The sequence below is a fragment of the Sphingobacterium corticibacterium genome, from assembly GCF_004208525.1.
Lineage (GTDB): Bacteria > Bacteroidota > Bacteroidia > Sphingobacteriales > Sphingobacteriaceae > Sphingobacterium > Sphingobacterium corticibacterium.
In genome coordinates, this window is the sequence record NZ_SGIT01000002.1 from 540839 (window position 1) to 556916 (window position 16078).

General features: G+C 41.3%; 11 protein-coding genes. 4 read left to right on the forward strand and 7 right to left on the reverse strand.

Going from position 1 to position 16078, the window contains the following annotated elements; translation table 11 throughout:
* Positions 1-3 precede the first annotated feature (3 nt).
* Together EWE74_RS11060 and EWE74_RS11065 are read right to left on the reverse strand one after the other, a co-directional pair.
* The gene (locus EWE74_RS11060; protein ID WP_130141608.1) at positions 4-3018 is read right to left on the reverse strand and encodes a TAT-variant-translocated molybdopterin oxidoreductase; all 3015 of its coding nucleotides are present in this window, start codon (positions 3016-3018) and stop codon (positions 4-6) included.
* A 39-nt stretch (positions 3019-3057) separates the two neighbouring features.
* On the reverse strand, positions 3058-4341 hold the full coding sequence (locus EWE74_RS11065) for a cytochrome c3 family protein (RefSeq protein WP_130141609.1): 1284 nt from the start codon (positions 4339-4341) through the stop codon (positions 3058-3060).
* A gap of 401 nt (positions 4342-4742) precedes the next feature.
* Between EWE74_RS11065 and EWE74_RS11070 the strand changes: the two genes are divergently transcribed.
* Positions 4743-5120, forward strand: a complete 378-nt coding sequence (locus EWE74_RS11070) for a methionine-R-sulfoxide reductase (RefSeq protein WP_317125953.1) — start codon at positions 4743-4745, stop codon at positions 5118-5120.
* Here EWE74_RS11070 and EWE74_RS11075 read toward each other — a convergent pair.
* Entirely contained in the window at positions 5110-6108 is a 999-nt protein-coding gene (locus tag EWE74_RS11075) for a LacI family DNA-binding transcriptional regulator (RefSeq protein WP_130141611.1), read from the reverse strand. The two genes, EWE74_RS11070 and EWE74_RS11075, sit on opposite strands and share 11 nt — an antisense overlap.
* Before the next feature lie 77 nt (positions 6109-6185).
* Between EWE74_RS11075 and EWE74_RS11080 the strand changes: the two genes are divergently transcribed.
* Positions 6186-6518: a DUF493 domain-containing protein gene (locus EWE74_RS11080; RefSeq protein WP_165384694.1), complete on the forward strand. Its 333-nt coding sequence runs from the start codon at positions 6186-6188 to the stop codon at positions 6516-6518.
* 67 nt (positions 6519-6585) lie between these two features.
* Here EWE74_RS11080 and EWE74_RS11085 read toward each other — a convergent pair whose 3' ends face one another.
* The 4 genes from EWE74_RS11085 to EWE74_RS11100 all read right to left on the reverse strand — a co-directional run bounded on the left by EWE74_RS11085 (position 6586) and on the right by EWE74_RS11100 (position 11530).
* Entirely contained in the window at positions 6586-7536 is a 951-nt protein-coding gene (locus EWE74_RS11085) for a hypothetical protein (protein ID WP_130141613.1), read from the reverse strand.
* 72 nt (positions 7537-7608) lie between these two features.
* Positions 7609-9783, reverse strand: a complete 2175-nt coding sequence (gene pnp / locus EWE74_RS11090) for a polyribonucleotide nucleotidyltransferase (RefSeq protein ID WP_130142369.1) — start codon at positions 9781-9783, stop codon at positions 7609-7611.
* Positions 9784-9956: 173 nt separating this feature from the next.
* Positions 9957-10238 (reverse strand): 30S ribosomal protein S15, encoded by a 282-nt coding sequence (gene rpsO / locus EWE74_RS11095; protein ID WP_130141614.1) that lies wholly within the window; start codon positions 10236-10238, stop codon positions 9957-9959.
* A gap of 77 nt (positions 10239-10315) precedes the next feature.
* Complete coding sequence (locus EWE74_RS11100; protein WP_130141615.1) at positions 10316-11530, reverse strand: acyltransferase family protein; 1215 nt, start codon at positions 11528-11530, stop codon at positions 10316-10318.
* Positions 11531-11752: 222 nt separating this feature from the next.
* Here EWE74_RS11100 and EWE74_RS11105 point away from each other — a divergent pair, with 222 nt between their 5' ends.
* Both EWE74_RS11105 and EWE74_RS11110 read left to right on the forward strand, forming a co-directional pair.
* The gene (locus tag EWE74_RS11105; RefSeq protein ID WP_130141616.1) at positions 11753-12937 is read left to right on the forward strand and encodes an ROK family protein; all 1185 of its coding nucleotides are present in this window, start codon (positions 11753-11755) and stop codon (positions 12935-12937) included.
* A 51-nt stretch (positions 12938-12988) separates the two neighbouring features.
* Positions 12989-16066, forward strand: coding sequence for a SusC/RagA family TonB-linked outer membrane protein (locus tag EWE74_RS11110; protein ID WP_239018626.1), 3078 nt, complete (start codon positions 12989-12991; stop codon positions 16064-16066).
* Positions 16067-16078: the final 12 nt, after the last annotated feature.

Here is a 16078-nt window from a genome sequence, read left to right on the forward strand (position 1 = left end):
AAATTATGCTTCAAAGGTGTTTCTAACTTTCGTCATATACCCAATGTTAGGTTGAACGTTGATTTCTTCCAACACATAGTATACACGTTCGTTACGTAAAGCTTTTGAAACCTCTGATTCCGGATCATTAACATCACCAAAGATGATAGCATTTGCCGAACAAGCCTCTTGACAAGCCATTTTCACATCGCCGTCTCTCAACTTGCGATTTTCCATCTTCGCCTGTAGTTTACCGCCTTGAATACGTTGGATACACATAGAACATTTTTCCATAACCCCACGCGAACGTGTTGTTACATCCGGATTCAACACTAACTGTGTAAACTCGCTATTCAAATAGTTATCAAAACGGGAATCATTCCAGTAATTAAACCAATTGAAACGGCGTACTTTATACGGACAGTTATTTGCACAGTAACGTGTACCGAAACAACGGTTGTAAGCCATGTGGTTAAGTCCTTCTGAAGAGTGTACTGTCGCCAATACCGGACATACCGTCTCACAAGGAGCATGATCACAGTGTTGACACAACATCGGCTGGTGAACGACCGTAACGTTCTCGTAATCGTATTCTGTAGCTTTCGCTATTTCTTTTTCTTTCGTTAATTTCGAACCGTCTTCTTGTTCTAGCGTATAATAGCGATCGATACGCAACCAGTGCATCTCACGACGACGGCGAACCTCGTCTCTACCAACAACAGGAACATTGTTTTCCACACTACAAGCGACGATACAAGAACCACATCCTGTACATGCGTTCAGATCGATTGCCATCACCCATTTGTGACCAGGTGATTCAAATTTATTCCACAAGTCATACGTTTTATGCGAATCTGCAAAACGTCCTGACTCCGAGTTTGGATCTTTCAAATATTTAGCAAATGTCGTTTCGCGGACAATGTTACGACCTTCGATAGTATGGTGTGTTTGCGTTTGTGCTAACTCATAGGTACCACCTGCTTTCGCAACCGTAGCTTTTGCTTCAAACTGAACAGTACCATTAACCAAACGTGCGAATGGATAGGCGTTCTGTCCTACGTTGTTACCGGCTTTACCTACTTTTGTACGGCCATAACCAACAGCGATAGAAACCGTACCTAAAGCCTGCCCCGGTTGCCACACAACAGGTAGCTCTACCGTGTAGCCATTTGCTTCCACAGTTACCTTACCATTTTCGCCCAAACCTAGCTTTTCTGCATCACGAGGGTTCAATGCCGCATAGTTGTCCCAAGTTACCTTAGAAACAGGATCAGGTAACTCTTGCAAGAACGCATTGTTTGCATAGCGACCATCACGCATGACAGTTGATTCATACAACTTCAGTTCGAAATCACCAACGACAGCTTTAGAAGCTGCACCAATAGCAGTTACTACTGCATTGACATCCACATTAGCCGTATAGGAAGATCCTACCGACGAACCTTTGTAAATAAAGCCCGTTTGTAAAACATCATTCCATGATTTACCTGTGCCTGCAAGGATATTTTCTTCCCAATTCCTTCTTACGAAATCATAGATATTGGTATTGTCACCTGCCCAAACCAACAAGCTCTGTTCTGCTTGACGCGTATTGAAGACAGGATTGATGGTTGGTTGTATAATCGTAAAATACCCTTCTTTTGAAGAAGCATCTCCCCATGACTCCAAGAAGCTAGAGGCTGGGGCAATCGCTTTCAATGTAGATGCCGTTTCGTCGGCACGGTCAGCAAAAGAAAGCGTGAAATCTACTTTTGCAAGTGCATTGGTTACATCTTCCGCTTTGAAGTAATCATAAACAGGATTACTGTTTAAGAAAAGAGCAGCACCTATTTGTCCCGCTGCAGCTGTAGCTATAAACTGTTGAAATGCAACATCCGAACCTTGATATTGCTTCGAGTAATTATCTAAGTCAATGATAGCACCGTAAGCTCCTAGCGCACTATTGATGGCATTCGTTAGAAGCTGAATATTGACGTCATTAGAACCTGCAACCACAACCGCATTACCTCTATTATTCATCAGCTCTTTCGCTGCTAAGGCAATCGCAGTCTGTGCTTTTTTATTAGAAACACCACCAGCTATAGACTGCCCAGTAATCGCATTGTATAAAGAAACCAACACCGCACCTTCCTCTGAAGGTTTAATAGCAATACGCACATCCGCATTAGAACCCGTCATACTCAACCCGGATTCAAATTGGATATGACGTGACATCTTACCGTTTTTCAACGATTTATAATCACGATTCTGAATATAATCTTGTGTATGTTCTTCACCTGCCAACCAAGAACCTAAAAAGTCAGCAGCCACCGAAACCACAACATTTGCATTTGCTAAATGGTAAGAAGGTATAACAGCCTTTCCAAAGCCTGTTCTATTGGCCTCTATTATACCGCTGTACGACACCGCATCAACCTGTACATGCGTCGCTGTTGGGTATTTGGCGACAAACGCTGCAATTGCAGCCAATGCCGATGGACTATTTACTGTATTCGATACAATCGCAATTTGCTTTCCTGCTGCTGCAGCCTTATTTAACGCATCTATTACCGTTGCATCTAATGTCGACCAATCTACATCCTTACCATCCAATTGTGGGTTTTGCAATTTGGACATATCGTACAAATCCAAAACAACAGCGGCAGTAGTTGCGTCTGTACCTTGGTTTAATCCAATAGAATTTGGATTTGCGGCAAGCGAAATCGGACGCCCTTCACGGGTTCTAACCAATACACTTTGACCATTAAAAGAAGAAGCGTAATAATTCGGTATACCCGGTGTTACTTCCTCTGGTTTGATTACATATGGTACTGCTTTATGAACAGGTGTACGATTACACGCTGCCAATGTCACAGCCCCTAAACCGAATCCCAAAGCTTTCAAAAAGTCACGACGGGGTGTTCTCGTGCTTAAGCCTGCTTCATTTAATACATCTTCTACAGGAATAGGTTCAGCAAACTCACCTTTATTACTTTCCATGAAAGCAGGTGTTTGTTGCAATTCTTCCAAACCTTTCCAATATTTTTTATTGCTATCCATTTAAGCTGTATATAAGATTGCGTATTTCTAAATTAATTATTAATAGTGACACTTACCACACTCCAAACCACCGATCATCGCAGCAGTCATCTTCTCACCTTTCTTCAATTTCTCGTGTGCCTCGATCAATTGGTCGTAGTATTCATTGTTCGTATTCACCTCCGTCGTTTTGTGACAATCTACACACCATTTCATGGTTAAAGGAGAATACTGATAAACTTCTTCCATAGTCTCTATCGGCCCGTGACATGTTTGACACTCTACCCCAGCCACAGAAACGTGCTGCGAATGGTTAAAGTAGGCAAAGTCTGGCAAGTTATGGATCCTCACCCATTCAATAGGTTTCGGATTATTTCCGTACTCACGTGTAGCCGGATCATAATCTAATGCTTTATATATCTTCGCAATTTCCGGAGAGGTTTCACCATCATAGTGGTCTGCAGCAGTAACCGTGTTATGACAGTTCATACATACGTTAGCCGAAGGAATAGATGCATTTTTCGATTTAAACGCTCCTCCGTGACAATATTGACACTCAATCTGGTTAACACCCGCATGGATCTGATGCGAAAACTTAATAGGCTGTACAGGCTGATACCCTGTGTGAACCCCTACATTCCACATGGTATTCCATCCCCAAACACCTAAAAGTGCTACCAACATCAACACTGCGAAACCAACTAATTTCTTATTGCGTACAAAAGCTCTGGCAAATTTACCAAAACGATTCTCCTCATATTCTTCGTTCTCCGCTTGCGCAGCCTCAATCGCAGCCTGATTACCAGCGATGACCTTCTCTAAGGTACGGATTACGCGATTTAAGACAACAATGACGATGACAGCCAAAACAACAATAGCAAGCAAACCAAGAATCATTAATGTATTCGCGTCACTTGATTGCGCTCCAGCAGCACCAGCACCCGTGCCTTCAGCCGGCCCAGCAGCAGCTTTAGCTTCTTCTGCGTCTACATAAGCAATGATACTTTTAATTTGGTCATCAGACAAATCCGTAAAAGATGTCATGACCAATTTGTTCCAATCATTAAAAAGCTGAACCGCGGCCTCATCGCCAGAAGCAATCATTGCCTGCGAATTGTGAATCCAAGAGATCAACCACTCTTCCGAATGTCTTTCCGACATCCCTGCCAACGCTGGACCCACCATGTTCCTCGTCACACTGTGACAAGTTGTACATTTCGATTTGAAAAGGGTCTCTCCCTCTTTAACATCCTGCGCATGCGCCATTGTAACGGCAAAAAACAGTACCAGACCAACCGATACCGACTTTGCAAGTCTTCCCAAAACGGATGAGATATTTCTCATATTTAGCACTTTATACTATTTATTTGTGATATAAAACTTTTTAAAACATGTCGTCTAGACGGTCTAGACCCTTCAAACAATGCACAAAAGTATAACTATTTAAGCAATCAGTGACAATTTAATGACGCAAATTATCAATTTAAAACAATTCTAAATAATTCCAAAAAACCCTATAAAAACGGCATATCTACCCCCTCAAAAATACACGGTACAGAACCTTCCTTCTTAAAAAAAGTAACAATTCTTGACATATACCAAACAAAATTATACGGAAAGTTCGCGAACTTAGACTCATGTTTAACTACAGGGTACTTTTACTGTTATTAGCTGCTACCCTATATGCTTGCAGCCAGGCATCTGTATCGCAAACAGATAGTAAACAAATATCAACACTTTTGACTATGGATGACAGCACAAAATACAACAAACTGACTTCGGAAGAGGAATACATTATTGTACATAAAGGTACAGAAAGGCCTTTTACCGGGGAGCTGCTTAATAATAAGGAAGAGGGAACCTACATATGCAAGAGATGCGAAGCACCTTTATATCATTCACACGACAAATTCGAATCGCACTGTGGGTGGCCAAGTTTTGACGACGAAATCCGGGGAGCTGTAAAACGTGTGCTCGACGCGGATGGACGGCGTGTGGAAATTCTTTGTGCTAAATGTGATGCTCATCTTGGGCACGTATTTGAGGGGGAAAGGTTTACACCAAAAAATACACGGCATTGCGTCAATTCACTCTCTATGAAATTCGTACCTGCTAATAAATAGAAGATTCACGTACAATCAATGTACAAGGAACACGTATTTTACGTACCTCTTCCAGCTTTCCTTCGATTTCCATCAGCAATGTCTGCGTCAGTTCCGCAGCTATGCGTTCCGTATCCTGCACGATCGCAGAAACGGCTGGTGCGTGGAGCGAATACAGCATATGGTCGTCAAAAGCTGTCATTTGAGGCCAAACAGCAGCCTGCCCTTTCATAGCATTCAATCCGTTAATGGTTAAATGATGGTTGACAAACAATACAGCATCCAGTTTATTATCCACAATAAACTCCCGTACCTGTTCCTCCCGCTCTCCAACCGGACTTTCAGCGCTCAGTTTTCGAATAAAAGATTGCATTCGAAATTCGTCCATAGCATCCATGTAACCGTCCAACCGACCACGTATATGCGTCTGATTGGAGTACAAGGAAACTAGGCCGATCCTTTTGTTTCCCTGCTCCAACAAGTATTTAGTTGCATCATACGCTCCTTTCCTGTTGTCCGAAACCACATAACTTATTTCTGCTGCCGGCAGACAACGATCGAACAGCACCATCGGAATACGCCCCTTGATCTTATCGATTACTTCCTCGAAATCTTCTGGCGGAACAACGATCACCCCATCAACCTCTTTTTCTATGCATAACTGAATATGTTGCCTCGTCTTATTGGCATCGTTAGCTATCTCGCAATAAAGAATTTGATACCCGTGTTCAGCAGCTATGTTTTCTATATACCTCCCTATTTCGGTAAAGGGAGGGTCCCCTATGTTCTCGACCAAGAACGCAATCACTTTTGTCCGGCCTGCTGGCTTTCTGACCAACTGGCTTGGTTTATATCCCACCTTTTTCACGTAATCCAATACCCTTTTATTCACGGCATCGCTGATCCTTCTTTCTTTCGCCTTGCCATTCAAAATAAAAGACACCGTCGTAATGGATGTTCCCACTGCCTTTGCTATATCATTAATTGATATCCGTTTTTTAGCCGCCATAACGGATCCAATCTACTAAAAATTTCCCACACCCCATGGTACACTTATTGATAAAGTATAACAAAGGAGAAAAAATAATGAGTGAATTTAATAATGATATTCATATTCAAGACCTTCCGGATGACGGAGGCAACAACGCAACAGATTTCTATGACAACTTCCGCGCGAAGTTAAATGCCGTAGAACAGTTTCCCTCGATGTATACTTTTAAATTTATTGTAAAGGCTACAAACAGTGCGGAGAACGATGTAAAACAGATATTTACACACGACAGCACAAAGTTTTCAGAGAAAGATTCTTCTGGCGGAAAGTATAAATCCATTACCGTGGAAACGTTCGTAAACCACGCAGAAGATGTAATTGATTATTATAAAAAGGTATCGAAGATAGAATCAGTCATTATGCTTTAGGGGAACTATAGGCTGTAGGTTATAAGTACAAAAGGAAAGAGCTGTCAAATTGACAGCTCTTTCCTTTTTATAATGTTTTATTATCTATGATATAAAAATACACGCGATTGGCCATATAGGGGTTATAATAAGAAACATTAATCTGTTTCCCTCCTAAAAACGTGACGAGTTGCTCCAATTCGTTTACAGAGCCTTTATGAAAAACCGGTGCGACATAACTACGGTTTTCATACGCTACAGACAATATCGTGCGGACATCTTTCTCTCTAGGCAACTTATAACCAAAACATACTATTTTCTCTTCGTCATTTATATTTATACGTGTACGGAGTCCCGCATGTTGTTTATACATTAATTTATCATAGTCCATCCCGTGAGACGGTATCTGTAACGCTACATACTGTACCAAAGGTCGTCCACTCATGATACCGGGTGCCCAAGGCTTTTCATCTCGGATAAATTGCCGAAGCAACTGCCCGGTCTCCGAAGTATCCCGGCAAACTAGAGATCCGTCTACTTCGACAACCAAATACACGAAACTATCAAGACCTGTATGTTTATCATCAAACTTGTCGATCCTCTTCAAGGAGTCTAAAAAACCTCCCCACCGTTTCATGAAACCTCGCATTCCACCTCGCGGCTCTGCCATCACATGCATCGCATTAATAAGCAAAGCAGCACCAATCACCTCCGAACGGATAAAGATGGCGCTAGTATAGTCGTCAAAACGAATCGTTCCTTTGTATGAAGCCGCCGTTGTTCGAGGCAACGCATTCACCTTACTGTCAATCCTTATACGCATAATAGAATCGACAAAAAGCTGCGGAGCTTGGAAGACATACTCCAGTTGTAATGAATCGTACAATAGAGAGTAAGATACTGTTAAATCCCTATAGGGCAGTGTCCGCAACTCTTTTTTCAGCAAATTGACATAATTGGATTCAAAATCCTGCCCCTTACACCTCCAAGACATATTCATGAACAGAATTAAAAACGCTGGCAGCAAATATCTTTTCATATTTCAGTGATGTAAAAAAGAACTATATTCCATAAAAAAGCCTGCTTTTCAGCAGGCTTTCTATATAATCCGTTATCCTTTCGGCGTATCTTTCGCCTCTGTTTCTGCTTTCGGCTTATCCTCTTTTGGCGGCCTTGGCAACAAAACTTTCCGGGATAATTTTAATTTACCTTGTTTATCAATATCCAACAATTTAACCTTTACGACATCTCCCTCTTTCAACACCCCGTCCATGCTCTCCAGACGTCTCCATTCTATTTCAGATATATGTAACAGGCCGTCCTTACCCGGCATAATTTCCACAAAAGCGCCAAAAGGCATAATCGATTTCACTTTACCTTCGTAGATTTCGCCCACCTCCGGTTTTGCTACAATAGCTTTAATACGTGAAACGGCAGCATCGATAGCGGCTTTGTTATCTGCAAATACTTGTACGATTCCTTTTCCGTCGACTTCCTCAATAGAAATAGTAGAACCTGTTTCCCGTTGCATCTCTTGGATAATTTTTCCACCGGGTCCGATGATCGCTCCGATAAATTCTTTATCGATACTGAAGGAAACAATACGAGGCGCATGCGGTTTATAGTCTTCGCGAGGTTCCGCAAGTGTTTTCTTCATCTCCCCCAAAATGTGCAGTCGCGCTTCTTTGGCCTGATCCAAAGCTTGCGTCAATACTTCCCACTTCAATCCGTTAATCTTCAGATCCATTTGACAAGCCACAATACCATTTTCTGTACCGGTCACTTTAAAATCCATATCACCGAGATGATCCTCGTCGCCTAAGATATCGGAAAGGATAGCATACTTACCTGTTTTCTCATCGGTGATAAGCCCCATCGCGATACCCGAAACTGGCGCTTTTAATTTCACACCTGCATCCATTAGTGCCAACGTACCTGCACACACTGTCGCCATCGAAGACGAACCATTGGATTCTAAAATATCAGAAACCACACGGATAGTATAAGGATTTTCGTTCTCCGCAGGTAACACCTGCTTCAACGAGCGCATAGCTAAGTTACCATGCCCTACTTCACGACGACCTGGCCCACGGTTTGGACGCACCTCACCTGTAGAAAATGCCGGGAAATTATAGTGTAAAATAAACTTATTGTATCCATGAATAAATGCACCATCAATCATCTGCTCATCATCTTTTGCCCCTAGTGTCACCGATGTTAATGATTGCGTTTCTCCACGCGTAAAAACAGCTGATCCATGTGCTGCAGGCAGATAATCCACTTCAGACCAAATCGGACGAACGGTACGCGCATCACGACCATCCAAACGGACACCTTCATCCAACACAAGATTACGAACAGCATCATACTGCACATCATGGTAATATTTCTTTGCCAAGAATGCTGTTTCATCGTCAATATCCTCGCCCATTGTTGCAAAAAACTCCTCTCCTATTGCTGCAAATTGTTCCGTACGCTCGTGTTTCGTAGAACCCGATTTCGCTACAGCATATACCTTATCATAGGTAGCTGCAAAAATCGCATCACGTAAATCAAGATTCGAGGGTTCATGGTTACCGTCACGTTTTACAACGGCACCAACCAAATTTGCCAACTCTACTTGAGCCGCCACTTGCTTCTTTATTGCCTCGTGCGCAAAAGCAATTGCTTCCACCATTTCCGCTTCAGAAATTTCTTTAGCCTCTCCCTCTACCATGACAATATCTTGCGCAGAACCTGCCACGATATACTCCAACGTCGCATTTTCTAATGCAGATAAACGAGGGTTAATAACCAATTGACCATCAACTTTGGCAACACGCACTTCCGAAATAGGCCCGTTGAAAGGAATATCGGAAACCGCTATTGCCGCCGAAGCGGCCAAACCAGCTAACGCATCTGGCATGATATCTTTATCAGCAGAAATCAAGGAAATCATCACCTGTGTATCTGCATGGTATGTTTCAGGGAATAACGGACGCAACGCTCTATCGACCAAACGGGAAATTAAAACCTCATAGTCCGACAACCTTGCTTCCCGGCGAAGGAAACCACCTGGAATACGACCTGCCGCTGCATATTTTTCTTGATAATCGACGGAAAGTGGAAGAAAATCCACCCCCTCTTTTGGTTCTCTTGCAGATACCACCGTCGCTAATAACATGGTATCCCCTTGTTTCAACACTACTGAACCATCAGCTTGTTTCGCCAATTTACCAGTAGACAACTCGATCGGAGCCAATCCATTGCCCAAGTCGATCGTTACTTTTTTTTCGTTATAACTCATTTGTGATTCCATTCGACATACGGGTTCATCTTTTTACTATTCTTTCGTATGTCACCTTATTTATAGACTTTTAAAATTCTTACAAATGTAATAATTTTTTTTAAGTTCTTTTTTCCTAACAAAAAAGCCGTTTACAATCGCAAACGGCCTTTTCTTGTTGATCAACTAAAAGCTTATTTTTTGATAATATCACGTAAGCCTAGTCCTTTGATAATCGCACGGTAACGCTCGATATCTTTTTTGTACAGGTAAGCTAATAATGAACGACGCTTACCTACCAAAATCTGTAGAGCACGTTGTGTGTTAAAATCTTTTCTGTTTTTTTTCAAATGCTCCGTTAAATGAGCAATTCTTTTAGTGAATAAAGCCACTTGTCCTTCTGTAGAACCTGTGTTTGTTGCTGAACCTGCAAATTCTGCGAAGATATCAGCTTTGTATTCTTTACTTAAATACATCTCTTGAATAATATTAAAGCGTTAAAAAATTATTAATTGAGCGCAAAGATAGAAATTAAAATTCTAAATTTTAAGCTTTACACTTTAATATATATCTTTTTCTTATCCAACACATAACAAATCCCCCACATTACACCTAAAAAACAAAGGGAATAAACAAACGAACCTAATTCCGGCGGCCCCGGAATTTTTGCACAAATATATTTATAAAACCAAGACAAAGCCGTTACATACTGTGGCACACCCTCTGAAGAAACACCATCCGAGATCCGAAATAATCCCAAGAACCGAGGCAATAAGCCGCTAAGCACAAAAATAAACAGTGGGTTTTTACCGAAAACATCAAAAAACTTTGTTGTGCTGTTTTTTATATGCTGTATTTCCAGAAACCAAATCATCATACCTAGCGAAAGAATACCCAACCCTGTCGTATAAAGCACATAGGAACTTGTCCATATTTTCTTATTGATCGGAAACCCAAGCGACCACGCCCAACCCAACACCAACATGATGAATCCGGTCACGAATAATCCGGATAGCAGTTTAAAATGAGGTTCGCTTGTTGCAGGCACCTTTGCCCATAACCAATCAACTTGTCCCTGCTTCCGAATAAACATCCCTATCAAATAACCAAATACCACTTGCACGATTGCAGGTATGGTACTCATCAGACCTTCGGGATCAAAAGGCACCCCCTCTCCTTTATACATATGCGCAACACCCAATACTAATTTGTCAATAGCCGTTCCGAACCACCCTTCCAATGAATAGGGATCTTCCTGTCCTAAAAACGCGCAAAGCCCCCAATAGCCGAATAATAGTATAGTCGATATATAAATTAAACTTTTGGGCTTAAAGAAATAGACTAAAATAGAAGCAAAAAAATAGGAGACGGCAATACGTTGCAAAACACCGAAGATACGGACACCACGCTCCACATTATCCGGATCCACCCATTCCCGAAACTGCAAATCATCCCCTACCCACTGTACAAATGGCCACCAGTTCAGAAACAAACCTATGGCAAAAATCAACAAGGTTCTTTTGATTACTTTCCTCCAAAACACCGGTTGTCCCGCATCTTGCAGCTTAGGTATCACAAACGCCATCGCATTTCCAACAGCAAACAAAAAGAACGGAAACACCAGATCTGTTGGCGTACAACCATGCCAGGCTGCATGCTTTAAAGGTGTAAACATATACGCCCAAGTGCCTGGATTGTTAACCAAAATCATTAACGCCACGGTTGCTCCTCTAAATACGTCTAAGGAATAATAACGTTGCTCTGTCATCAACATTTAGATTTTATATAAAAACGAATCTATAAAATTAAGCAAATATCCTCTTCTACGACCACAACTTTGTTACAATAGCACGAATGTTTATATAAAAAAACATATGTGAAGCTATACTTTTAAAAAATTTTAAAAAGTATTTGGAAGTTAATAATAAATACATATATATTTACAACAGCTAAGTAAACAGGAAAACTACACAATAAACATATAATCACCATGGAGAGCCTAAAACTATCTATCTTACGGTCTTTATATTTTTCTCCGAACCAGTCTATTGCGGAATTGAGCAGTCAGATTGGCAAGAGTATCCCCCTCATCACGAAAGCGATTAATGAACTTCTTGTTGCCAAACTAGTTATAAGTTGTGGTCTGCGGGCATCTACCGGTGGACGGCGTGCTATACACTTTATGCTGAACAGTGACAAACAGGGGTGTATTATCGCTGTGGCTATGGATCAATATGCTACCCGTATTTCTGTCGTTGACCTCGCCAATCAGCAGCTTCTGCCTACAAAGAAAATATCGTCTCATTTATTGGATGACCCAGATATTTATACCAAAATAATCGACACGTTGACGACGGTTATTTCTGAATTTTCAACCGATAAAATCTTAAGTATCGGCATTACGATGCCTGGCTTTGTAGATTCAAAAAAAGGCATTAACAACTCGTTTTCACCACAGTCTCCTTTATATAACCTTCGTGAAAATATTCAATCACATTTCGAAATCCCGACTTACCTGGAAAATGATTCTGCCGCAATAGCTATTGCAGAAAGGAACTTCGGCTTGATCCAGGACGCACCAGACGCATTGGTTGTCAACTTAAACTGGGGTGTTGGTCTAGGCATGATTGTCGACGGAAAGCTTTTTAAGGGGCATAGTGGCTTCGCGGGCGAGTTTAGCCATATCCCTTTGGCAAGTGAAGACAAACTCTGCTCATGTGGCAAGAAAGGTTGTCTGGAGGTAGCCGCATCGTTATTATGCGCTATTGAATATATCATTGACGCTATACAAGAGGGACAACCTTCATCGCTGGAGGCGACCTACCATCAACACCAAAACATTTCATTGGAGGATGTTTATGAAGCGTACGTCAGGGGTGATCAGGTAACAATTATAGCCATCAGGAAGATAGCTTATATGTTGGGAAAAGGTATCGCTACGCTCATTCATATCTTAAATCCCGAAACCATTGTTATCAGTGGAAGGGGTGCCATGTTTGGGGATGTATTGTTACCCCAAATTCAATCGTCCATTCAGGAGTATTGTATACCACGCTTGGCAAAATGTACATCCATACAAATATCAGAAATCAAGGATATCCAATTGCTCGCCTCCACGTGCATAGCCGTGCAGCAAATGGATTGGGACATACACACACAACAAACAATTAACTAATGTAAAACTATGAACAAATTTTACAAACAATGCTGCAGTTTAATGTTAGTTATGCTTTTTAGCGTAACGACGTTATTTGCACAGCAGACCGTTACGGGGAGAGTAACGGATGCAAACGGAGCACGCGCCGGTGTTACTGTTGCTGTAATTGGCACCACGGTCGCCACGCAGACAGATGCGGAAGGTAACTACGCTATCCAAGCAAACAATGGGCAAGTTTTAAGATTCTCGATGGTTGGTTACTTATCACAAGATTTATCTGTATCTAGGACAGTATTAAACATCACCCTGCAGGAAGATGCCGGGGCGATTGACGAGGTTGTGGTAACGGCCATGGGAATCAGACGGGAAAAGAAATCTCTTGGTTATGCATTTCAAGATCTAAAAGGTGATCAATTAGTTGATGCAAAAGAACCGAATATTTCTAATGCGCTCACTGGAAAAATAGCAGGTCTACAGGTAGTAAAAGGTTCTAATGGTCCCGCTTCTTCTTCAAAAATCATCCTTCGTGGATTTAACTCGTTAAAAGGAGACAATCAGCCTCTTATCGTTGTAGATGGTATTCCAATGAATAACCGCGCAGGTAACCCCGATAAGAACAATGACTTTTGGAATCCGTCTACTGATTTAGGAAACGGTTTAGGTGATTTAAATCCGGAAGATATTGAGAGCATGTCCGTTTTAAAAGGTGGTGCAGCGGCTGCACTTTATGGTTCTAGAGGAGGAAATGGTGTAATAGTTATCACGACAAAATCTGGGAGCGCACAAAAAGGCTCCGGAATCACTTACTCTTCCACGTTAGGAATTGAAACTTTATTCATGATACCCGAACTTCAAAACGATTTTAGTCAAGGTACGGATGGAAGTTTTGTAAATACACAATTTAATAGCTGGGGTGCAAAAATAGAGGGACAAACCGTAACCAATTGGAACGGACAAAACACGACTTTAAGAAACCACGACAACATCGGAAATTTTTTCAACACCGGGATTAATCACACACAAAACATCACATTTCAACAACAATTAAACAACAACACTAACCTCTACACGTCGGCTACTTATCTCAATGATAAAAGTTTAATCCCAGGATCGTCCATGAGCAGATTGAATTTGATGACACGGGTTACAACGACTTTTGGCGAGAACAAAAAATGGTCTTCCGATGTGAAAGCCCAATACATGAAAATCGATGCAAAAAATCGCCCAATAGCTGGGCAGAATCAATCCAACATGTATAACTCATTGTTTTTGTTCCCACGTTCTTTAGACATTACAGAATTTGATGCAGCTTCTGCGAGTAACGGAGATATGCTATGGTTTGGTAATGGGAACGAAATAAACCCGTATTGGATTGAAAGATATCGGTTAAACAATGACAAAAGAGATCGGTTTCTTTTAAGTGGATCTTTAAAATATGATTTCAACGAATGGTTAAATGCAGAAGCGAGATTAGGCTCAGACATATACTACACCACCATTGATAACAGAACCTATGCAGGAAGTCCATTAACAAATGATGGCGAAGGCAGCTATTCATTTGGCAACAACAATTTCTATGAAAATAATTATATGCTGTCTGTAAACGCCAGAAAAGACAACCTTTGGGGAAAATGGGGAGGAGCCGCCTCGCTATTTGGTCAAATTATGCGTACGAAATCAGAATACAGAACAACTGACATCGGCCAATTGATTATTCCGAATGTTTTCAATCCTAACAATGGCATTAGTAATCCAAATATTAAAACAACCCCCAGCGAAAAGCAAATAAACTCTGTTTTTGCCACAGCCGAACTCAATTATGATGGCATTTGGTTTGTAAACCTGACCGGAAGAAATGATTGGTCTTCGGCTTTGAGTAGAGAGAACCGTTCTTTTTTCTATCCCTCCATTAACACGTCTTTAATCGTGACGGATTTAATCAACAAAAATGGAGGTTCTCTGCCTAACTGGCTGAGTTACGCTAAGATCCGAGGATCCTATGCTGCTGTAGGTAATGACTTAGATCCGTTTCAATTGTACAATACATATAAGTTGGAAAAAGATCCAAATGGCAATACGGTAACGACACGAGAAGACGTCATGTATAATGAAAACATCAAATCCGAACTGATCAAAACGTATGAGGCAGGTATCGAGGCGAGGTTTTTCAACAGCCGTATCGGAGTAGACTTTACCTGGTACAAAACCAACGCAACAAACCAGATCATTGATGTTCCTATGGATCCTTTCAGCGGATACCAACGTCAATATATCAATGCCGGAAATATCGAAAATAAAGGTGTAGAAATTTCGTTGAATGCGAGAATTTTAGAAAGTTCAGAAAAACTGAACTGGAACATGGACGTGAATTTCTCCAAAAATAGAAATAGGATCATTGAATTATCCGAGGTCACAAAAACATATAATCTAATCGCATTAGAAAATATAGCCATAAAAGCAGATGAAGGTTATGATTACGGCGAAATCTATGGTTCATCGTATGCCAGAGTAGAAGATCCTAATAGTGAGCATTTCGGAAAAATGATTGTGGCCGCCAATGGCTTACCAACAGAAGGACCTTCCACATTCTTAGGAAAGCAAAATCCTTCCGCGCTTTTAGGTATTACTAACTCCTTCTCCTATAAAAATTTCGGACTAAGTTTTCTCGTCGACGGAAGATTCGGTGGCAAATTCTTCTCCGGAACAAATGCAGCGTTACAGCAATTCGGAGTTGCGGCAGTGACAGTAAATAACGGGAATAGAGATCGGTTTGTGGTAGACGGTGTCGTAAGTAACGGGAGCGGCGGTTACAACGTTAACACGGTAGAAGTGAATCCTCAACAGTATTGGAGTGCAATTGGCAATCCTAATCTAGGTATCACAGAGCGCAATATATATGACGCGACAAATGTGCGTTTGCGAAACGTATCATTAAGTTATTCACTACCAAATGCTATGCTCAAAAACACTGTTGTACAACGTGTTAAAATAGGATTAACCGCCAACAACGTATGGATGATCAAAAGCTATGCAAATGGTGTAGACCCTGAATCTGTATTTGCAATCAGTTCAAATGCGGTTGGTTTCGAAAACTTTTCTACCCCAACGGCGCGATCTTATTTTCTTAATTTAACCATTGGATTTTAATTTAATACCGAA